15 protein-coding genes are annotated in these 21,635 nt (G+C 63.4%); 7 read left to right on the top strand and 8 right to left on the bottom strand.

Annotation, left to right across the window (positions count from 1 at the left end; genetic code table 11):
* Positions 1-137 precede the first annotated feature (137 nt).
* Entirely contained in the window at positions 138-1,169 is a 1,032-nt protein-coding gene (locus ACI48D_RS07185; protein WP_435570535.1) for a GGDEF domain-containing protein, read from the top strand.
* A gap of 4 nt (positions 1,170-1,173) precedes the next feature.
* Here ACI48D_RS07185 and ACI48D_RS07180 read toward each other — a convergent pair whose 3' ends face one another.
* On the bottom strand, positions 1,174-2,397 hold the full coding sequence (locus tag ACI48D_RS07180; protein ID WP_435570534.1) for an HD-GYP domain-containing protein: 1,224 nt from the start codon (positions 2,395-2,397) through the stop codon (positions 1,174-1,176).
* Positions 2,398-2,529: 132 nt separating this feature from the next.
* Between ACI48D_RS07180 and ACI48D_RS07175 the strand changes: the two genes are divergently transcribed.
* The 6 genes from ACI48D_RS07175 (at position 2,530) to ACI48D_RS07150 (ending at position 15,044) form a co-directional block, all read left to right on the top strand.
* Positions 2,530-3,468: a LysR substrate-binding domain-containing protein gene (locus ACI48D_RS07175; RefSeq protein ID WP_435570533.1), complete on the top strand. Its 939-nt coding sequence runs from the start codon at positions 2,530-2,532 to the stop codon at positions 3,466-3,468.
* A gap of 181 nt (positions 3,469-3,649) precedes the next feature.
* Complete coding sequence (locus ACI48D_RS07170) at positions 3,650-7,243, top strand: indolepyruvate ferredoxin oxidoreductase family protein (protein ID WP_435570532.1); 3,594 nt, start codon at positions 3,650-3,652, stop codon at positions 7,241-7,243.
* A gap of 166 nt (positions 7,244-7,409) precedes the next feature.
* Entirely contained in the window at positions 7,410-10,697 is a 3,288-nt protein-coding gene (gene icmF, locus ACI48D_RS07165; protein ID WP_435570531.1) for a fused isobutyryl-CoA mutase/GTPase IcmF, read from the top strand.
* Between the two features lie 185 nt (positions 10,698-10,882).
* Positions 10,883-11,191 carry a hypothetical protein gene (locus tag ACI48D_RS07160; RefSeq protein ID WP_435570530.1) on the top strand — a complete coding sequence of 103 codons (309 nt, stop codon included), beginning with the start codon at positions 10,883-10,885 and terminating at the stop codon, positions 11,189-11,191.
* A 145-nt stretch (positions 11,192-11,336) separates the two neighbouring features.
* Complete coding sequence (gene prsT / locus ACI48D_RS07155) at positions 11,337-14,111, top strand: XrtA/PEP-CTERM system TPR-repeat protein PrsT (RefSeq protein WP_435570529.1); 2,775 nt, start codon at positions 11,337-11,339, stop codon at positions 14,109-14,111.
* A 168-nt stretch (positions 14,112-14,279) separates the two neighbouring features.
* Positions 14,280-15,044 (top strand): GNAT family N-acetyltransferase, encoded by a 765-nt coding sequence (locus ACI48D_RS07150; protein ID WP_435570528.1) that lies wholly within the window; start codon positions 14,280-14,282, stop codon positions 15,042-15,044.
* 13 nt (positions 15,045-15,057) lie between these two features.
* Here the strand turns inward: ACI48D_RS07150 and ACI48D_RS07145 are convergent, their stop codons facing one another.
* The 7 genes from ACI48D_RS07145 to ACI48D_RS07115 form a co-directional block, all read right to left on the bottom strand.
* Positions 15,058-15,720, bottom strand: coding sequence for a hypothetical protein (locus ACI48D_RS07145; protein ID WP_435570527.1), 663 nt, complete (start codon positions 15,718-15,720; stop codon positions 15,058-15,060).
* Between the two features lie 105 nt (positions 15,721-15,825).
* A complete protein-coding gene (locus tag ACI48D_RS07140) occupies positions 15,826-16,680 on the bottom strand; it encodes a PEP-CTERM sorting domain-containing protein (protein WP_435570526.1) in 855 nt (284 codons plus the stop codon).
* Positions 16,681-16,929: 249 nt separating this feature from the next.
* Complete coding sequence (locus ACI48D_RS07135) at positions 16,930-18,543, bottom strand: FAD-binding oxidoreductase (protein WP_435570525.1); 1,614 nt, start codon at positions 18,541-18,543, stop codon at positions 16,930-16,932.
* Positions 18,544-18,546: 3 nt separating this feature from the next.
* On the bottom strand, positions 18,547-19,272 hold the full coding sequence (locus ACI48D_RS07130; protein ID WP_435570524.1) for a GAF domain-containing protein: 726 nt from the start codon (positions 19,270-19,272) through the stop codon (positions 18,547-18,549).
* Between the two features lie 79 nt (positions 19,273-19,351).
* Positions 19,352-20,449: a nucleotidyltransferase domain-containing protein gene (locus ACI48D_RS07125; RefSeq protein ID WP_435570523.1), complete on the bottom strand. Its 1,098-nt coding sequence runs from the start codon at positions 20,447-20,449 to the stop codon at positions 19,352-19,354.
* Positions 20,446-21,363: an HprK-related kinase A gene (locus ACI48D_RS07120; RefSeq protein WP_435570522.1), complete on the bottom strand. Its 918-nt coding sequence runs from the start codon at positions 21,361-21,363 to the stop codon at positions 20,446-20,448. Before ACI48D_RS07120 ends, ACI48D_RS07125 begins: the two co-directional genes overlap by 4 nt.
* Complete coding sequence (locus ACI48D_RS07115) at positions 21,357-21,629, bottom strand: HPr-rel-A system PqqD family peptide chaperone (protein WP_435570521.1); 273 nt, start codon at positions 21,627-21,629, stop codon at positions 21,357-21,359. Before ACI48D_RS07115 ends, ACI48D_RS07120 begins: the two co-directional genes overlap by 7 nt.
* Positions 21,630-21,635: the final 6 nt, after the last annotated feature.

Below are 21,635 nucleotides of genomic sequence, written 5' to 3'. Positions count from 1 at the left end.
TCCCTTGAGAAAGAAAAAAATTGCTTTTGCATAATTGCTTAGAATGCAAAAAAGCTATATTCTGTTTCGCTTGCTCTTTGTGACATGCCAGATACCTGCTGGCTTGCAGGTCGGTGGATTACATTGCTGAGAACGACATGGATTCGCTTCTGAAACACATGGTGGACATGACCGGCCACCGGGATCACGCGATGCTCGACATTTCCGTGATTTCGGCAGTGCAGGAACTGGCCGGCGCCGCGCAGACGCGCATTCTGAGCATTGCCACCGTCGCTGGACAGCAATACCTGCGTGCGCGCGCGGCGATCCATGCCGGCGGCGAAGCCCGCCTGGAAGACGCGCCTGACGGTGCCCTCGGCGAGCCATTGAGTCCGGAACTGGCGCGCTGCCTGGCAGAACACCGCGCCAGTGCGGAAGCCTGCGGCGCCGACGGCAGCCGCACCCTGTGGCTGCCGATCTGGTTCGGCGACACGGCCAGCACCTGCCTGGAACTGCGCAACGACAAGCCCTTCTGCAGCGATACCATTCATACCGTCGGCGGCATCGTCGGCGTCTACCGCAATTTCCAGAACTTGCTGGACTACAGCGAGCGTGATTCCCTGACCGGCCTGCTCAACCGCAAAACCTTCGACGACCAGCTGGCGCGCATGCTGCACAGCGCCCACGAGCAGGACCCGCGCCTGCCCGGCCTGGCGGAACGGCGCCAGCCGCACGGTCCGGAAAAGCAGTGGCTGGCAGTGGTCGACGTCGACCACTTCAAGGCCGTCAACGACAAGTTCGGCCACCTGTACGGCGACGAGGTGCTGATCCTGATCGCCAACTTGCTGCAGTCATCCTTTCGCGTGCAGGACCGCGTGTTCCGCTTCGGCGGCGAGGAATTCGTCGTGCTGCTGCGTTCGACCACCCTGGACAACGCCTGGAAGATCATCGAACGGTTCCGCACCAACGTCGAGAACCACGAGTTCCCGCAGGTGGGCCGGGTCACGGTCAGTGTCGGTTTCGTGAGCATCAGCGCCTACGAATCGCCGGTGGTAACCCTCGGCCATGCCGACCAGGCCCTGTACTACGCCAAGAGCAATGGCCGCAACCAGGCTTGCCACTACGACGACCTGGTCTCGCACGGCATGCTGCAGGCGGTGACCTCGAACGACACCGCCGAATTCTTCTAGGGTTCTACGCCGCCAACGCCATGAAGCGCAGCGGATCGACCTTCCACTTCTCGGGCGATTCGTGGCGCACGATCTTGTCGCCGCCGCCGAAGCCCAGGCCACGCGACAGGTCGACGGTTTCCGGTTTGATATAGGTCTGGCTCTTGGTGCTGAAGAACACGTTGACCTTCGGCGTGAGCAGGCTCGTTTCGTGCGGCTCGACCACCACACCCAGGCGGCCCGATTCCAGCAGCACCAGGGTGCCGGCCGGATAGATGCCGACGCAGCGCATGAACTCCTGGGTCAGCGTAGGATTGAAGTGGAATTTGCTCCACTCGTACATCTTGCGCAGGGCTTCTGCCGCCGGCATGCCCTTGTGGTAACAGCGGTCGGCCGTGATCGCGTCGTAGACGTCGACGATGGCGGCCATCTGCGCCAGCTCGCTGATCTGGTCGGCGGCCTGGCGGTCCGGATAACCGGTGCCGTCGCGCCGTTCGTGATGGTGCAGCGTGATGTCGAGCGGGATCGGGCCGATCTCCGGCGAACGGCGCAGGATCGCGTAGCCGTCGCGCGGATGGCGGCGCACCACCTCGAATTCCTCGTCGGTCAGCCGCCCCGGCTTGTTCAGGATATGGTCCGGGACCAGGGCTTTACCCGTATCGTGCAGCAGTCCGCCGATGCCGGCCTGGTAAATGGTGTCGTCGTCCATCTTGCGCGAGCGGCAGAAGGCGACCAGCAGGGTGCACACGCTGACCGAATGCAGGAAGGTGTAATCGTCCTTGCTCTTGATGTACGAAAGACCCAGTAAGGCGCTGGCATTGCGCAGGATCGACGCGGTGATGTTCTCGACCACCGGCGACACCTTGTCCATCTCGACCGCCTTGCCCAGGCGCGCATCCTGCATCACGGTCCGGACCAGGCCGGCGGCCTGGCGGCGGATCGCGACGGCACGGTCGAATTCCTCGGCCAGCGCGACGCGCAGCGGCGCCACCGGCTTGGCCGCGATTGCCGCCACTTCCGCCTCGACCACCGCTTCCGCCTCCTCCACGGTGGGCGCATCGCTCACGTCCAGCCCCTTGCCGCAATCGATGATCACGCCGCGGATGCCGGCGCCCAGGATCTTGCGGATTTCAGCGTCGCTGCTCAGAACGAAACGGTTGCGCACGAAGGGATGTTCCATCCAGCCGCAATCGAGGTCGTGGATGGCCATCCCCACGCGGAGCTGTGAGGAATCGATTTTCTTCAGCATGGGGAAAGGACGGGGTGTGTTAATCTCGCCGCGTTTCGGCGCGTCTTCAGTATAGCAACTGTTCAGCCAGCATGTTGCCTTGCGTTAATTTATTTACAAATTATGTATCCTTAAAGATACGCCTATTTCTCAATGGAACTTCGCCAACTCCGTTACTTCGTCGCCATCGTCGATCACGGTTCGCTGTCGCGCGCTGCGTTGGTGCTGCACGTCGCCCAACCGGCGCTGACCCAGCAGCTGCGACAGCTGGAGGACGAACTCGGTGTCCAGTTGCTGCACCGCTCGGCGCAAGGCGTGCTCAGCACGGATGCCGGCAAGGTATTCTACGAGCACGCGCTGGCGATCCTGAAACAGGTTGCGGATGCCCAGGCGGCCGTGGTCCAATCGGCCGAACGGCCGTCCGGCAGCGTCACCCTCGGCCTGCCGCACAGTATCTCGGGGGCGCTGGCCCTGCCCCTGCTGACCGCGATCCGCCGGCGCTATCCGGAAATCACCTTGCAACTGACGGAAGAGCTGACCGGCAACCTGGCCGAGCAGCTGCGCTCGGGCCGCGTCAACCTTGCCGTGCTACTCGACGACGGCCAGCTGGCCAGCTTCGCCACCACGCCCCTGGTCGAGGAAGAATTGCGCTTCATCTGCCGCCTCGACGCGCCCTGGGCCGAAGGACGCGACAGCCTGAGCCTGGCGGAAGCGCTCGACACGACCCTGATCCTGCCCGGCCTGCAGCATGGCGTTCGTCCGCGCATCGAAAGCACCGCGCGCGCCGCCGGCCTGCACACGCATGAGGTCATCGAAATCAACTCGATCGCAATCCTGAAGTCGGCGATCCTGGCCGGCATGGGCGGCACCATTCTGCCGGTCGCACCGGTACTGGCGGAAGTCGAGCGCGGCGCCATGCGTGCGCTCTCGATCCACAGCCCGGCGATCTCGCGCACGGTGGTGCTGTGCGCGTCGAAAAATATCCCGCTGACGAACGCCGCCGCCGCCGTCGGGCGCCTGGTCGCGCAGGTCGCCACGGAGCTGTGCGCCAGCGGCGCCTGGATCGGCGCGCGCACGCTGGGCGTGGCCTGAGCCCTGCCAAGGGGCCATCGTTTTTTCTTATACCCCCATCCCCATTCCGTATTTCCGTATACGTCAGCTTGTCTCTACACTTCAGGCCAAAGCTAAAAAAGCGTTAACCGGCCCGCCCCAGCCAGTGCCTACCCGGCGCGAAGCCTGAAGCCAGCCCATCTGAACACCATTTGGAGACACCATGCCTGACACCACCATGGGCCAGGGCGCGCCTGCGCCCGCCTCGCCTGCCTCGCCTTCCCTTCCCGTCTCCGGAGCGCCGGACCGGCTCAAAGACGTCAGCCTCGACGACAAGTACACCGCCACCTCCGGCAAGATCTTCCTGTCCGGGATCCAGGCGCTGGTGCGCCTGCCGATGATCCAGAAGATCCGCGACGAACAGGCGGGCCTGAACACGGCCGGCTTCGTGTCGGGCTACCGCGGTTCGCCGCTGGGCGGGCTGGACGAGAACCTGTGGAAGGCCAAGGGCCACCTGGAAGCGAAGCAGATCCAATTCGTGCCGGGCGTGAACGAGGATCTCGCCGCGACCGCCGTGTGGGGCACCCAGACGGTCGACCTGATCGGCCCCGCCAAATACGACGGCGTGTTCGCCATGTGGTACGCGAAAGGCCCGGGTGTGGACCGCTGCGGCGACGTTTTTAAACACATGAACCACGCCGGCACCGCGAAAAGCGGCGGCGTGCTGCTGGTGGCCGGCGACGACCACGGCGCCTATTCCTCGACCCTGCCGCACCAGTCCGACCACATTTTTGCTGCCTGCATGGTTCCGGTGCTGTATCCGTCGAACGTGCAGGAATACCTGGACCTGGGCGTGCACGGCTGGGCGATGTCGCGCTTCTCCGGCCTGGCGGTGGCCTTCAAGGCGCTGGCCGACACGGTCGAATCGAGCGCCTCGGTCGATGCCGACCCGTTCCGCGTCGAGGTCAAGCTGCCGCAGGACTTCGCGATGCCGGAAGGTGGCCTGAATGCGCGCCTGTCCTCGGTGCCGCTGGGCCAGCAGGCACGCACCCAGGAAGCGCTGATGCAGGACTACAAGATCTACGCGGCCTTGGCCTACGCGCGTGAGAACAAGCTGAATCACGTCACCATCGACAGCCCGGACGCCAAGCTCGGCATCATCGCCTCCGGCAAATCGTATGTGGACGTGCTGGAAGCGCTGGAAGAACTGGGCATCGACGAAGCGATGGCGGCCCAGGTCGGCCTGCGCCTGTTCAAGGTCGCGATGATCTGGCCGCTGGAGCCGGAAGGCGTGCGCGAATTCGCGCAGGGCCTGGACGAGATCCTGGTGGTCGAAGAAAAGCGCCAGGTCGTCGAATACCAGCTCAAGGAACAACTGTATAACTGGCGCGACGACGTCCGGCCGCACGTGGTCGGCAAGTTCGACGACAAGGGCGAGTGGGTCGCGCCGCGCGGCGAATGGCTGCTGCCCCCCAAGGCCGACTTCTCGGTGGCGCAGGTCGCGCGCGTGATCGCCGGCCGCATCGCCCGCCTGAACCTCGACCAGCGCACCCGCGAGCTCATTAAAGCGCGCCTGGCCTTCCTGGAAGCGAAGGACGCGGTGCTGATGAAGGCCGTCACGACCCCGTTCCGCCCGGCCTTCTACTGCTCCGGCTGCCCGCACAACACCTCGACCAAGGTGCCGGACGGTTCGTTCGCGCTGGCCGGCATCGGCTGCCACGTGATGGCGACCTCGATCTACCCGGAGATGAACAAGCTGACCACCCACATGGGCGGCGAAGGCGCGCCCTGGATCGGCCAGGCCGCGTTCTCGAAGGTGCCGCACGTGTTCCAGAACCTGGGCGACGGCACCTACTTCCACTCCGGTTACCTGGCGATCCGCGCCGCGGTCGCGGCCAGGGTCAACATCACCTATAAAATCCTGTACAACGACGCGGTCGCGATGACCGGCGGCCAGCCGGTCGACGGCATCACCTCGGTGCCGCTGATCGCCCAGCAGATGGCGGCCGAAGGCGTGAAGCGCATCGCCCTCGTCACCGAAGATTTATCCCGCTATGAAGACCGGTCAAGCCTGCCGGAACTGGTGACGATCCACGACCGCAAGCACATGGACGATGTCCAGCGCGAGCTGCGCGAACTGCCGGGCGTGACGGTGCTGATCTACGACCAGACCTGCGCCGCCGAGAAGCGCCGCCGCCGCAAGAAGGGAGAATTTCCGGACCTGAACAAGCGCATGGTGATCAACGAGGCCGTCTGCGAAGGCTGCGGCGATTGCGGCGTGCAGTCCAACTGCGTCGCTATCCTGCCGAAGGAGACGGAATTCGGCCGCAAGCGCGCCATCGACCAGTCGTCCTGCAACAAGGATTATTCGTGCACGAAGGGCTTCTGCCCGAGCTTCGTCACCGTCGAAGGCGGGACACTCCGCAAGAACAAGGCCGGCGTCGCCAAAGAAGGCACGGACGATGGCTGGGGCCTGCTGCCCGAGCCGACGCTGCCCTCGATCGCAGCGCCGTACAACATCCTGATCAACGGTATCGGCGGCACCGGCGTGATCACCGTCGGCGCGCTGATGGGCATGGCCGCCCACCTCGAAGGCAAGGGCGCGTCGGTGCTGGACATGACCGGCATGAGCCAGAAGAACGGCTCGGTGACTTCGCACGTCAAGATCGCGGAAACGCCGGAGCGCCTGCGCGCCCAGCGCATCGCCACCGGCGAAGCAGACCTGGTGCTGGGCTGCGACATGCTGACCGCCGGCGCATCGGACGCGATCTCGAAGATGCGCCCGGGCCGCACCACCGTCGTGGTCAACCTGCACGAGCAGCCGACCGGCACCTTCGCCCAGCAGCGGGATTGGGAGTTCCCGGCCGAGCAGGTGCGTTCGCTGATTCTTGAGGCGGTGGGTGGCGAATCGGGCGTGGACTTCATCGATGCGACCAAACTGGCGACCTCGCTGATGGGCGACTCGATCGCCGCCAACCTGTTCATGATGGGCTACGCCTGGCAGAAGGGCTTGATTCCGCTGTCGGAAGCCTCGCTGCTGCGCGCCATCGAACTGAACGGCGTGGCCGTCGGTTCCAACAAGCGCAGCTTCCTGTGGGGCCGCCGCGCCGCCGTGGACCTCAAGCGCGTGGAAAACACCGCGACCCCGGCCCAGGCTATCATCATGCAGATGCCGCAGAGCCTGGACAGCGTCATCAAGAAGCGCGTCGAGTTCCTGACCGGCTACCAGGATGCCGCCTATGCCGCCCAGTACACCGAGCTGGTCGCCAAGGTGCGCGCCGCCGAGGGTGCCCACAAGCTGGGCAACAAGCTGTCGATGGCCGTAGCGAAATCCCTGTTCAAGCTGATGGCCTACAAGGACGAGTACGAAGTCGCGCGCCTGTACACCGACGGCCGCTTCGTCGAGCAGCTGCAGGCCCAGTTCGAAGGCAATTTCTCGCTGAAGTTCAACCTGGCGCCGCCGCTGTTCGCGAAGAAGGATGCCAAGGGCCACCTGGTGAAAGCCGAGTTCGGCTCGTGGATGTGGAGCGCCTTTAAACTGCTGGCCAAGCTGAAAGGCCTGCGCGGCGGCGCCTTCGACCTCTTCGGCTACACGGCCGAACGCAAGATGGAGCGCGCCCTCATCACTGAGTATCGTGGGATGATCGAAGGCGTGCTGCGCTCGCTGGATGCGTCGAATCATGCGAACGCGGTCGAGCTGGCTTCTCTGCCGGAACAGATCCGCGGCTTTGGGCATGTGAAGGAAAAGGCGGTGGCCGAGTACCGTGCGCGCAAAGAAGAGCTGCTGAACGGCAACGTCAAGAAGCGCGCCGCCTGATCCGTCGTCCCCGCGCAGGCGGGGATCCATGCTGAAGCAGCATACCTGCATACTCAGCATGGATCCCCGACACGCGGGCGACCTTGCCCCGCATTCTTGACGTTTACGTTAACGTCATATAACGTACCAAGAACTCCTGTTCGCTTCCGCAATCTCAAGGAACACCATGAACGACATCACCCCCGCCGCCAAGCTCGATCTGCCTGAACAAGCGAAGCTAGCCAACAAAGTGCGTTTCGTGACCGCAGCCTCGCTGTTCGACGGCCATGACGCCTCGATCAACATCATGCGCCGCATCCTGCAATCGAACGGCGCCGAGGTCGTGCACCTGGGACACAACCGCTCGGTCGACGAAGTCGTCACCGCAGCCCTGGCCGAGGACGTGCAAGGCATCGCCATCTCCAGCTACCAGGGCGGCCACGTCGAATATTTCAAGTACATGATCGACCTGCTGCGCCAGCGCGGCGGTGCGCACATCAAGGTGTTCGGCGGCGGCGGCGGCGTGATCGTCCCCAGTGAGATCGAGGAACTGCATGCCTACGGCGTGACGCGCATCTTCAGCCCGGAAGACGGCCAGCGCATGGGTCTGGTCGGCATGATCCGCTCGATGCTGGAAGCCTGCGACATCGACCTTTCCACTTATGCCCCGACCAGCCTGGAACCGCTGCAGAACGGCGCGATCGAACAGCGCCACCGCCCGCTGGCCCAGCTGATCACCGCGCTGGAAAACGGTAAAGCCACCAATGAACTGCGCAAGCAGATCATGGACAGCGCCGAAGGCCTGAAGGTGCCAGTCCTCGGCATCACCGGTACCGGCGGCGCCGGTAAATCCTCGCTGACCGACGAGCTGATCCGCCGCATCCGCCTCGACCAGGGCGACCGCCTGAACATCGCGGTGGTCTCGATCGACCCCTCGCGCCGCAAGTCGGGCGGCGCCCTGCTCGGCGACCGCATCCGCATGAACGCGATCAATCCGTGGAACGGTCAATCCCGCGTCTTCATGCGCTCGCTTGCCACGCGCGAAGCCGGCTCGGAGATCTCGCAGGCGCTGCCGGAAGTGATCGCCGCCTGCAAGGTGGCCGGCTTCGATCTGGTGATCGTCGAAACCTCGGGCATCGGACAGGGCGATGCGGCGATCGTGCCGCACGTCGACCTGTCGATGTACGTGATGACCCCGGAATTCGGCGCCGCTTCCCAGCTCGAGAAGATCGACATGCTGGACTTTGCCGATTTTATTGCCATCAATAAATTCGACCGCAAGGGCGCCCAGGATGCGCTGCGCGACGTGGCGAAACAGTACCAGCGCAACCGCGAACTGTGGAGCAAGTCGCCCGACGAGATGCCGGTGTTCGGCACCCAGGCCTCGCGCTTCAACGACGACGGCGTCACCGCGCTGTACCACGGCCTACTGCCGGCGCTCAGCGAACTCGGCCTGAAAACGGAAGCGCCGAAGCTGCCCAAGCCGTCGCAGACATACTCGAGCGGCAAGAATGTGATCGTGCCGCCCGCGCGCACCCGCTACCTGGCCGAGATCGCCGATACCGTACGCGGCTACCACCGCAACACGGGTAAGCAGGTGAAACTGGCGCGCGAGCGCCAGCAGCTCAGCGAGACCAAGCGCATGCTGGCGGCCGCCAACCGTGAAGTGGTGCTCGACGACCTGATCACCGAACGCGACAACGCCATGGACGGTGAGGCCAAGACTCTGCTCGCATCCTGGCCGCAGTTGCAAGCCACCTATGCCGGCGACGAGCATGTGGTGAAAATCCGCGACAAGGAAATTCGCACCAAGCTGGTGCAAATTACGCTATCCGGTAACAAGGTCCGCAAGGTTGCCCTGCCGAAGTACGAAGACCATGGCGAAATCCTGCGCTTCCTGATGCTGGAAAACGTCCCCGGCGCTTTCCCCTACACGGCCGGCGTATTCCCGTTCAAGCGCGAAGGCGAAGACCCGACCCGCATGTTCGCCGGCGAAGGCGATGCTTTCCGTACGAATCGCCGCTTCAAACTGGTGTCGACCGGCATGGAGGCGAAACGCCTGTCGACCGCCTTCGATTCCGTCACCCTGTACGGCGCCGATCCGGCCCTGCGTCCCGACATTTACGGCAAGGTCGGCAATTCGGGCGTGTCGATCGCCACGCTCGACGACATGAAGGTGCTGTACGACGGTTTCGACCTGTGCAGCCCGTCCACCTCGGTCTCGATGACGATCAACGGCCCTGCCCCGACTATCCTCGCGATGTTCATGAACACCGCCATCGACCAGCAGGTCGACAAGTTCACGCAGCAGAACGGCCGCGCACCAAGTGCCGACGAAGCCGCCAAGATCAAGGAATGGGTGCTGGCGAACGTGCGCGGCACGGTCCAGGCCGACATCCTGAAGGAAGACCAGGGCCAGAACACCTGCATCTTCTCGACCGAGTTCTCGCTGAAGGTGATGGGCGACATCCAGGAATATTTTGTGCAGCACCAGGTGCGCAATTTCTATTCGGTGTCGATCTCGGGCTACCACATCGCCGAAGCGGGCGCGAACCCGATCTCGCAGCTGGCATTCACGCTGTCGAACGGTTTTACGTTTGTCGAAGCGTATCTGGCGCGCGGCATGCACATCGACGACTTCGCGCCGAACCTGTCGTTCTTCTTCTCGAACGGCATGGATCCGGAATACACGGTGCTGGGCCGCGTGGCGCGCCGCATCTGGGCGGTGGCGATGCGCGACAAGTACGGCGCCAACGACCGCAGCCAGAAGCTGAAGTACCACATCCAGACTTCGGGCCGTTCACTCCATGCACAAGAAATCGACTTCAACGACATCCGCACCACGCTGCAGGCGCTGATCGCGATCTACGACAACTGCAACTCGCTGCACACCAACGCCTACGACGAGGCGATCACCACGCCGACCGACGAATCCGTGCGGCGCGCGCTGGCGATCCAGCTGATCATCAACCGCGAATGGGGCCTGGCGAAAAACGAGAACCCGAACCAGGGTTCGTTCATCATCGACGAGCTGACCGACCTGGTCGAGGAAGCGGTGCTGCAGGAATTCGAGCGCATCGCCGAGCGCGGCGGCGTGCTGGGCGCGATGGAAACCGGCTACCAGCGCGGCAAGATCCAGGAAGAGTCGATGCTGTACGAGCACAAGAAGCACGATGGGAGCCTCCCGATCATCGGCGTGAACACCTTCCGCAATCCGAAAGGTGCGGACGCTCCGGCCACCATCGAGCTGGCCCGTTCGACCGACGACGAAAAGCAGTCGCAGCTGACACGCCTGGAAGCCTTCCACCAGCGCCACGCCGCCGAGGCACCGGCCGCCCTGGCAGCGCTGCAGCAAGCCGCGATCGACAACGACAACGTGTTCGCGCGCCTGATGGACGCCGTACGCGTGTGCTCGCTGGGCCAGATCACGACCGCGCTGTTCGAAGTCGGCGGGCAGTATCGCCGGAATATGTAAGCGTCAAGGCGGCCCCCAGTCCGCCTTGTTTTTGTTCAAACCGGGGTCAGACTCCGATTTTTGGAAATATCGCTGCAGATATTGCCAAATTTCGGAGTCTGACCCCGGTTTGTGTTTGCTCAATTCCGTGGGCGATACGCGCTGCCCTGTCCTAGAATGATTCCAGGACAACCACGGAGCCACGCATGCCAATCAAGCCGGAACACCTCGCCGCCCTGATGCGCGAAGTCGAGCAGGAAGACCCGATCGACTTCGCCGATCTCCCCTTTCCCGAAGACGAGCTGCGCGAACTGGTTGCCAACCATTTGTGCGAGATGGCGGCGTCGCTGGAGAAGTTCAGCACCGAAGACCGTTTGATGACCCTGCTCGCCGTATCCGCCAAGCTCGTGCTCGAAAACCTGGTACTGCACGTGCAACTGCTGCGCCGCCACGGCATCCCCGCTGGCGACAACGTCGAGGCCCTGTTGAGCCGTCTGCGCAATAACAAAAAGTAAGTGCGGTCGACAAACCACAGATTTCTTTGATTTAGCACAATTGCCTATTGTGTTAATGACTCCTTGATATCTTCGGGTATGATTGATTTTTGTAAATTTCTATGCAGACAGGCCTGTTTGCACCAGCCTATATTTCGAGGAAATCATGCCGCGTAAAGTCAACAAGAGGGCGCTCAGCACCGCTCTGGTCACCGGGGCCATCATCGCCGCGGCCGCTCTGAGCGGCTGCAATCGCACCAAGCCGACCGAACAGCTCCTGGCGGAAGCAAAACAGTACCAGCAAAAAGGCGAAGTCAAGGCTGCGATGATCGAGCTGAAGAATGCCGTCGCCAACAGCCCGGAAAACGGCGAAGCGCGGCTGGCACTGGGCGTCCTGCATGTCGAGACCGGCGATGCCGTGTCGGCCGAGAAGGAACTGCGCAAGGCGCTGACCTTGGGCATCGACAAGAATCGCGTGCTGCCGCCCCTCGCGCGCGCGCTCGAACAGCAAGGCAAGTTGCAGGAAATGCTGGATGTGATTCCGGCCGACAGCGCCGCCAGCTCGGCCGAGCTGTTGACCCTGCGCGGCAACGCTTATCTCGGCCTGAACGACGCCGACAAGGCCAAAGAAGCCTACGGCCAGGCTGCCAAGCTGCAGCCGGACAACGGCAACGTCCTGATCGGTATGGCGCGCCTGGCCCTGTACCAGAAGGATCTCGTAGCGGCCACGGTACTGGTCGACCAGGCTGTCGCCAAGGATCCGAAAAACACCGAAGCCTGGATGTTCAAGGGCTCGCGCGCGCGTAGCGAAGGCAAGATGCCGGAAGCGCTGGCCGCTTTCACCCAGGCCGCGACGCTCAAGCCGGACCACCGCACCGCGCATATCGAAAAAGCCCTCATTGAAATCAATCTGCACAAGTTCGATGAGGCCAAGGCCGATCTGGACGCGGCGCGCAAGATCACGCCGGGCAGCCTGCAGCTGGCCTATTCCCAGGGCTTGCTCGACTTCACCAAAGGCGAGAACAAGGCGGCCCTGGAGTCCATACAAAAAGTGCTCAAGAGCGCACCCGAGCACATGCCGAGCATCCTGCTTGCGGGCGCGATCGAACTGAAGATGGGTGCCTCCCAGCAGGCCGAACAACACCTGCGCAAGTATCTGACGGCCATTCCGGACAATACGTATGCGCGCAAGCTGCTGGCCCAGGCGCAGCTGCAGACCGCGCCGTCCGAGGCCCTCGCGACCCTGGCGCCGGCGCTGAAGACGCCGTCGGACGATCCCCAGCTGCTGGCCCTGGCCGGAGAAACCTACCTGCGCAACCAGGACTTCGGCAACGCCACCAATTACCTCGAAAAAGCGACGGCACTGGCGCCGAAGGTCGCTGCCCTGCATACCTCCCTGGGCCTGTCCAAGCTCAAGCAGGGTGACCAGGCGAAAGGCCTGTCCGAGCTCGAGCTCGGCGCATCGCTCGACACCAGCTCGCCCACGGGCGGTATCGCGCTGGTGCAAGCCGAAATGTCGATGAAGCACTACGACAAGGCACTGGCCGCCGCGCAAGCGCTGGTGAAACAACAACCCGAGAATGCGCAGGTACAAACCCTGCTGGGTTCGGTCTACGCGAGCAAGGGCGACCTCGCCAACGCCCGCGCTAGCCTGGAGAAGGCGCTCGCGCTCGATCCGGGCTTCTTCCCGGCCGCCGCGAACCTGGCCCAGCTGGACCTGAACGACAAGAAGCCGGCAGACGCCGAGGCCCGCTTCACCACCCTGCTGAAGAAGGATCCTAAACACATCGGCGCGATGACCGCGCTGGCCGAGCTGGCAAGCCTGCAGGGCCAGACCGACAAGGCGACGACCTGGCTGGAGAAGGCCAACAGCGAGAATCCGGATGCCGTCGGCCCCGCGATCCGCCTGGCCAACCACTATCTGCGGACCAAGCAGGTGCCGAAGGCGCTGACCTTGGCACGCAAGCTGCAGACCGAAAACCCGACCGATCCCAACCTGCTGAACCTGCTGGGCCAGGCCCAGCTGGTGAACAAGGACACCACCGCGGCGATCGAGACCTACAGCAAACTGGTCAACGTGCAGCCGAAGTCCGCGCAGGCCAAATACCAGCTTGCCGGCGCCTATGCGCTGGCAAAGCGCGACGACGATGCCGCCTCCGAGCTGAAAAAAGCGACTTCGCTGCAGCCCGACTTCCTGCCGGCCCAGCTTGCGCTGGCCGAGCTGTCGGTGCGCAAGAAGCGTCCGGAAGAAGCGCTGGCGATCGCGCGCGGCTTGCAGAAGCAGGAACGTACCGCGTCCGCCGGCCTGATGCTCGAAGCCGACCTGCTGCTCATGCAGAAAAAGGTGGACCAGGCCCTGCCGCTGTACGAGAAGGCCCAGGCGAGCCATCCGACCACCCAGGTCGCGCTGGCGCTGCACCGCCTGCAGAAGATGACAGGGAAGGAGCAGAAGGCCAGCCAGGGCTTGGCGCAATGGCTCAAGGACCATCCGAACGACGTCCAGGCACTGATGTATTCGGCCGAGCAGAGCCTGTACAGCAAGCAGTACCAGCCTGCCGCTGCCCAGCTGGAGACGGTCCTGAAGCTGACGCCGAATAATGCGCTGGCGCTCAACAACCTGGCCTGGACCTACCAGCAGCTGAACGATCCGAAGGCCCTGGAAACGGCCGAGAAGGCCTATAGCCTGGCCGGCAACAACCCGGCTGTGCTCGACACCCTCGGCAGCATCCTGACCGACAAGGGCGACGGCAAGCGCGCGGTGGACCTGCTGCAGAAAGCCGTGGCGGCGCTGCCGGACAACGTCGACATGCAGTTGCACCTGGCGCAAGCCCAGGTCAAGAGCGGCGACAAGGCAAGCGCGCGCAAGACCTTGGAAAAAGTTTCCGCCGCCAACAAAGGCGACGCCTCGGCGAAGGCCAAGGAACTTTTACAGCAAATGTGACATTTTTCCAGCGGCGCAAGCCGCTGGCGTCACAACATGTCTTTTTTATTACGTTTATTATCAAATATTCATTTCTTTATCGCATCTTTGCTGCCTGAGTGTTACGATTGTTAAAGTAGGAGCGCCTCGGCGCAAGATAAATATCGACGTCCTGCGGAGATTAAAAGAATGAACAGCTTAACAACTCACGAGGAATTGATAAAAGCGTCCTCCGAAATCCAAGACGCACGTTACGATCCTGCTCCTTCGGGTGGTCACGAGCTCGACTGTGATACGATCACCGACGTGACTATTAACGAAAAAACATTTGGTATCCGCACAGCGGACTCGGATGGGAGACGCAGTTCTGCGAATCTTCTCATCAACAAGATGTATGCGTGGCGTGGTTACACGGGCACGCATCGTCTTGACGATGATCCGAACCGGATTACCCTTTCGGCTTCCGACCATGGTGAAGTGGTCGGCACGGTCACGCTTGGGATCGATTCCCCTGTCGGGCTGCTGGCCGACGAAGTTTTCAAGGACGAGATCGATCGCTTCCGCGAGCGCGGTGCGAAGGTCTGCGAGATCACCAAGCTCGCCTTCGATCCCAAAGTCCGTTCGAAGGCCGCTCTGGCCTCGCTGTTCCACGTGATGTTCATCTATGGACGCCGGCTGCACAAGTGCACCGACGTGTTCATCGAAGTCAATCCGCGCCATCGCCGTTTCTATGAAACGATGCTGGGCTTTAAGCGCGTCGGCGAACTGCGCATCAACCCGCGCGTGGATGCGCCGGGCTGGCTGCTGTGGAACAGCCTCGACTACGTCCAGGACCAGATCGAACGCTACGGCGGCACCAGCGATTCCGCGGAAAACGAACGTTCCCTGTTCCCCTATTTCTTCTCCCAGAAGGAAGAAGAAGGCATCACGCGCCGCCTCACCAGCCTCGGCTGAGTTCGCACAGGCTTTACGCAGCGTCGGCCGGCACCTGCCGGCCCGTTTCATGGCGCACCAGGATCGGCACGATCAGCCGGCGCATGAACAGGCCGATCCCACCCCACATCGTGATGAACCAGAGCGGCACGCCGCCCGGCGGATTGCCGGGATAGCCCCACTGGCCGCTGTGCACGCCCGTGTATTCGATCAGCGCCCCCAGCAGCACCATATAGCCGGCATATGCCAGGTCCAGCGGTTCATGGAACAGCGCCAGCCCCAGCAGTAGCAGGACGCCCGTCACCAGCAACAGCGTATTACTGTCGTGGATGGTGACGAACGCGGCCGAGTAGGCCAGCGCCAGTGCCCAGACGGTGGCGTGGCGGCCCGCCGGCGCCGCTCCGTTCAACAGCCGCCGCGTGTGCAACAGATAAAACCCCCACATGAACAGTTCCCAGACCGGCTGCAGCAGGATGTCCGGATGGGCGAACATGAAAATGCCCTGCTTGAGGGACGCCGCATTCATCGCTGTGAAGAACAGGCACACGCAGACATAGAAAATCGTCTCGACCTTGCTGAGCCGGCCGAAGCTCAGGGCCCAGACGAGCAGCAAGGCGGCCAGCTTGCAGAGGTTGGTCGGCACGAAGGCCAGGATCAGCATGGTTGCCGGTACCTGGAGAAGAAGACGGGTACGCATAGTCATTTGGCAAGTAAACAATAAGGCGCCGATGTTGTCAATCAGCAAAATTTTTAACAAAAGAAAAAGGCCTCCGAAGAGGCCTTTTCATGAGAGCGCCAGGAATTACTTGGCAGCTTTCTTCTCGCGGCGGCGCAGAGCGGCGCCCATGCCGACCATGGCCAGGCCCATCAGCGACAGCGCGCCCGGCTCCGGCAGGGCAAATGCCTGGCCCGGATCCTGGATATTCGCGCCGCGGATACCCGAGCCGTTGTTCCAGTTGTCGTTGGAATCATAGCTGTTCTTGAAGCGCAGGTCGCGCTGGCCATCTTTGGTGATGAAGTAGTTCGAGTCCAGCTGGGCGGCCCACAGACCGCCAGCGCTCCTGTCAATGGAGCCGTAGGAATTGGCGATGCCGGTGAACGACGAGCCGTCAGTGGTCGGCACGACGCTGCCAACGATGCTGTTGATCGCGCTGCTGGTGTCCATGCCGGTGTCAAACATGATACGGCCCAGGAACGTGCCGTCGGTAAAACCGCTAGCGTGGCTGAAATCGGTACGGACATTCGAGGTCACGTCCAGGGTAGTGCGGGACATCGTGTTCAGGTCGCGCCAGTACAGGTCCAGGAAACCGCCAGTTGCCGGGAACGGGTTGGTAGCCGACGGCTCACCGCGTTGGACGTCGTAGAACATGCCAGTGACCTGGCCGCCTTGCAAGCCGTTGGCGAAGAAAATGTTGCCAGTGCTGCCGATCAGGTTGTTGCTCTCGTCAACCTTACCGGTTTCCAGAGTCGACACCAGAATCACGCCCCAGTTGATTTCGTTGCTGCCGGCAAAGGTAGTCGTACCTGGTGCGACGGCGATTTGCTCGATACCATTGAATTTAATGAACACTGGACCGGTCGGCAGTTGGGTTGCCGGAGCAGCATATACACCGGCGCTCATGACGGCGGCGGCAGCGAAAGCGAGTAACTTCTTCATGTTTTCTCCAATATTTGGATTTGATTGATGTTTAACGACAGCAAAGGTATATAAGCAACCTCCGTGCCAGCATGAAGAAATACCTTATAAGTAACTGATCCTAAAGAAAATTATTATTTTGAAATTAAGATTATTTCTTATTGACTGAGGCCAGTTAACAAAATTTGTAAAAAAAGCCGACAGTTAGCTAGTTAACACAACACAAAGCGGAGCATAGCCAGGGCGCATTGATGCGTTATTTACAACGCCTTAAACGTGATAGCGCCCCGGCGCCAGCAGGTCGTGCGGATCGAACTCGCGACGCAGGCGCGCGTGAAGGCGTGCCGAATCGTCGAGCCAAGCCTGCAGTTCGGGCATGGCATCGACCGCGAGCCGGTAGGGGAACCAACCGCGCTCGCGGCCGGCGGCGATCAGTTCCCGGTAACAGGCCTGGGCCGCCGCCACCGCGGCGGGCGAATCGCGGTCGAACAGCAGCGGCACGGTACTGTCGAACAGCTTGTCGCTCAGGGAGGTAAACGTCAGCAAGGGCTCGATGCCGTGGCGGCGAGTGATGTCCCTGACCATCTGGACATAAGCGCGCGCGCCGCCGCCACGCATCGGCACCAGCGGTGCGTACCAGATCAGGCCGCAGCCGTCGCGTGCCGGATCACGCGGGCCATCGCCATGCGGACGCGGATTGCGCCAGTAGGCCAGCGGCAGCGCGGTTTCGTTCGGGCGTCCGAGCACCAGTTCCATCGAACTGGCCAGCGTCGACGCGGTCCGCGACAGGCGGCGCCCGGCCGGCCCGGGAATCCAGCGCGACAGGGCCAGCAAGGTGTTCGCATTGTCCTGGCTCAGGAACAGCAGGCGGCTGGCGACCCCCTTGAGCACCGCCCGGATCTCCTTCTGCGCCGCCGCCACCATCCGCGAGGTGCCGTACAGGGTCCCGAAACCGGTCCAGGGCAGGATCTGGTACTGGCCGCCGAGCGCCTCGATCACTTCCGCCGGGATCAGGCCGTCGGCCCCGACCTGGTCGGCCGGATACGGCGCGGACATCGCCAGCACCCGGTGCCGGTTCATCAGATTCAGTCCGCCGACCGTGCCCGGCAGGCGGCCGAGAATCGTGCGGATTCGTTCGACGGCCGGCTCGAGCAGGCTGTCGTCCTTCAGGCTGAACAAGCACACCTTCACTTTTTCCGGACGGCGCGCCAGCATGATGCTCATGCGCGTCACGATGCCCAGGCCGCTCTGGGTAAACAAGCCGCTGGCATAGGGCCCGATGCCCCACTTGAACAGGCGCGCGATGTCTTCGCCGCCGGCCTCGCGCATTGCCGTGCGGTACAGGCTGCCATCCGCGAGCACGGCCTCGAGGTCCGTCACCGCCGCGAAATGGTCGGTATGGGGTGTGACGCCGTAACCACGCTCGAGTGCATTGCCGAGCAGGCTGCAATCGGGGCCGGCACCGGTGGTCGGCACCATGAAGGGATAGCCGTTCCGCTCCAGGAAGTCAGCCAGCATGCCTTGCGTGACACCGGGCTCGACCGTGACCACGCCCATTTCCTGATCGAAATGCAAAATCCCACGCAAAGACGACAGGTCGATGATGACGCAGCCGTCACGCGCCGCGAGCGCGCTGCCGTAACCCCAGTTGTGGCCGGTGCTGATCGGATGCACGGGAATCCGGAAACGCTGGGCGATGCGCATTACTTCAGGCAAGAGTTTGCTGTCGAGCAGCCGCAGCGCGGCCGGCAGCCGGCGCGTCGCCCCGGTGGTGTCGGCACCCCAGGCCTGCAGGGCCGCTGCACTGCTCAGGACATTTTCCGGGCCGAGCAATGCCTGCCAGGCGGCCAGTGCGGGCGCCAGATTGTTCGTGGTGTCGGGCATGAATCAGTGTGAAGTCGGTGGGTGGGACAATGGAGGATGCTTGAGCTTCAAATTCAGTTGCTCGATCAATTCCGTCGCCGCGCTGACGATCTGTCCGGACTCGAACCCGGCCTTGGTCATTTCCTTGAAAAACGAGCGCGCAAGAATTTTTGCTGCATCCTCCGGATTACGGTAGGCCAGGCGGACCTTGTCCCCGACCTGGTCGCGCGCTTCCTGCAGCAATGCCAGCTGAGCAAAACGCGAGTCGAGCAGACGTTGCAATTGTTGCACCTGGATCGACTTACCGATGAATAGCGCAATTATATTCAGCAATTGCAGATCGCTGTCGCCAAATGCCGGGCCCGCCTGGGCGCCCGCCACATTGATGACGCCCACGATCTTGCCGTCGATGCGCAAGGGAGCGCACATCAGGCTGTCGCCGATGCCGTCGCGTCCCTGGGCCAGCGCCGCCAGGTCGGACTGCGCGATGTCGTCGACCAGCAGCGCCTCGCCGCTGGCCAGCACCCGGCCGCAGATGCCTTCGTCCCGGCCGACCGAGGCCGTCAGGGCCGCTTCCGGCAGATTGCCGAAGCGTGCGTACACCGTCATCCGCAGCTGGTCGGGAGCGCCGCTGTTGAGCAGCATGATCGAGCAACTGGCGGCGCCGAGCAGCCCCGCAGTTAGCGTAGCCTGGCGCTGCAGGCAATCGTCGAGGCTGCCTTCAGCCAGGAAATGCTGCAGGTCCTGCAAGCGTACCAGCCTGTTCTCCACGCTTCCCATGTCGTCCTCGCAATAGGAATGATTGCAGATCGATGATTTTTTAATAATATCAGTGAGCCGGCTTTGCGTCAGGCGAAAGAAAGGCCTTGTGGAACAAATGGCGCATCAGCAGGAAGAAAGGCATGCGCAGCCAGTTGCCACGGACGTATAGCATGCCGTGGGCGATCGGCGTGAAGGCATCCTCGCAGCTCGGGTGGGCGGGGCCGAGGGCACGCAGGAACAGGCGGTCCATCAGCGCCAGCAGCACGGGGCCGGGGCCGGCCGCCGCCATGTCATGGATCACCGTGTCCGGCACCGGGGTGCCCAGCAAACGCCGGCAATACCGCAGCGCATAGAACAGCGGGCGCTCCAGCTCGAGTTCGCGCGCGCGCGCCGGCAAGCCGTCCCAGAACGCTTGCTGCTGTCCGAACTGCAGCAGCAGCCGGTGGATGTCGAACAGGTTGCGCAAGCCCTGGTCGAACTCGCCTTCCGAAAACAGGTGCACGGCGCTGTGCAGCACCATGTCGCGCGGCGCCAGCACGTACAGCGGCGGCATGCCGGGCTCGAGGCCGGCGACCGGCACCGCGGCCGCGCGCAGCTTGGCCGGATCCGGGCGCTGCGCCGCCGTCTCGGGCAGGATCGCGTGGTGCACGTCGATGACGTTGCCGCGACGCAGGTGCTCCATCGGCGGCAGTTCGTGCATCCACTCGCGGTAGTAGCGCTGGTCGTAGGCATCCTGGTGGAGACTGGCCCAGCCGTTCATCATCAGGGCTGCCTCGACCTGGCCCAGCTGCGCCTTCGGCACCAGGATATCGATGTCGGAAAACATCCGGCCGCGTCCGGGCGCCAGGCCGGCCATGGCATATGCCGCGCCCTTCAGCAGGATCAGCGGCAAGCCCAGCCCGGACAGTGCACGGTCGATCTGCAGCACTTCGTAGCGCACCGCCTGGGCATGGCGGGCGCTGGCGGCACGCGCCCATTCCAGGTGGGCACGCGGCGCCGGCGGCACCCGTTCGAACAGGCCGGCTTCCTCGATCAGGACCGGCAGCATGGCGCTCATGTTGGCGCCGAGCCCCTGGAGCAGCAGCAAGTCCCAGCCGGCCTGGTCGAGCCCGGCCGCCACGGACGGGTCGCGCAACACGCGCAGCAGCAGCGGGCCGCGGCTCATGCGCCGTCCTTCGCCAGGCGCTCGAACAGGACCACAGCCTCGTCCAGCTTGCTGTAACGGAATTCAAACGCCTGCGTCGCCTCGACCAGCGCACCGAGGGCGCCGAAGCCGCGCGCGCCCAGCACCTGGTAATTGAAGGCGTTCTCGGCCACCCCCATGAAGGCGCGCGCCTTCGGCAGCGGGCTCAAGCTGGTGGGTGCTTGCGCTTCATAGCGGGGAAACACGATGAAGGCGGGGCGGGCCGGATCGAAAGCGCGCACGATGCTCGCGGCCGGGGCCTTCAGGTGGGCGATGGTGCCCTTCGAGGTATTTTCCACCGGCGTGCTGAGTACGGCATCGGGCGCGAAGGCCCGGATCACATCGATCGAGCCGTTCTTCAGGCTGACCGGGCGCGGCAGCGGCAGCACGGCGCCGTCTTCCAGGCGCACCAGGGTCATCTCGTCCGACAGCAAGCGCCAGCCGCGCGTCACCAGGGCCGCGCACAGTGTGCTCTTGCCCGATCCGGGCGGCGCCGGCAGGACCACCGCGCGGCCATGCCGCTCCAGCACGGCGGCATGGACAATCAGGTAGGAATGGGCGCGGTGCGACACGCACCAGTTCATCACCCACTCGAACATCGGATAGGCCTGCGCCAGCGGCAAGGGCTTGAACGGGGTCATGCCTTCTTGTGCGAAACGGACCTGGGGACGGAACCAGCGGCGCACGCCTCCCGCGCGGTGCAGCGACAGGTGGAAGTCGGCGAAGCCGCCGGGCGCGTCGACCGGATAGTCGGCGTACAGCAAGGCAATGCCATCGATCAGCTGCGGGACATCGCTGCGGATACGGTTGGCGAATGGGCCGGTGCGCAAGACCAGTCCCGGACCGGCCAGGCGCGCCGCCAGCTCGCGCCGCGGCAGGTCGGCGACGGTCAGCATGGGATCAATTCGACCAGGTCGAGCGTGGCCAAGCCGGCCAGCATGTCCTCGATCATGACGGATAACTCATCGGCATCGGTGTCAAACCCTTCGGCCAGGCCGGCCGCCAGGGTGGCGGCATCGGCGGGACCCATGCGCAGCGCCTGCAGCACATCGATCGCACCGCCGTCCAGCAGGTGGGTGTTGCCCGACAGGTCGTTGTACAGCACCACTTCTCCGTCCCATTCCCGAAAGGCAAGAGATTGCCCCGGAACCACGCGCCACATACTCGT

This window comes from Massilia sp. LXY-6 (genome assembly GCF_051233485.1).
Lineage (GTDB): Bacteria > Pseudomonadota > Gammaproteobacteria > Burkholderiales > Burkholderiaceae_D > Telluria.
The sequence above is the reverse complement of the archived record's forward strand: the minus strand, read 5'-3'. Positions and strand labels throughout refer to the sequence as shown.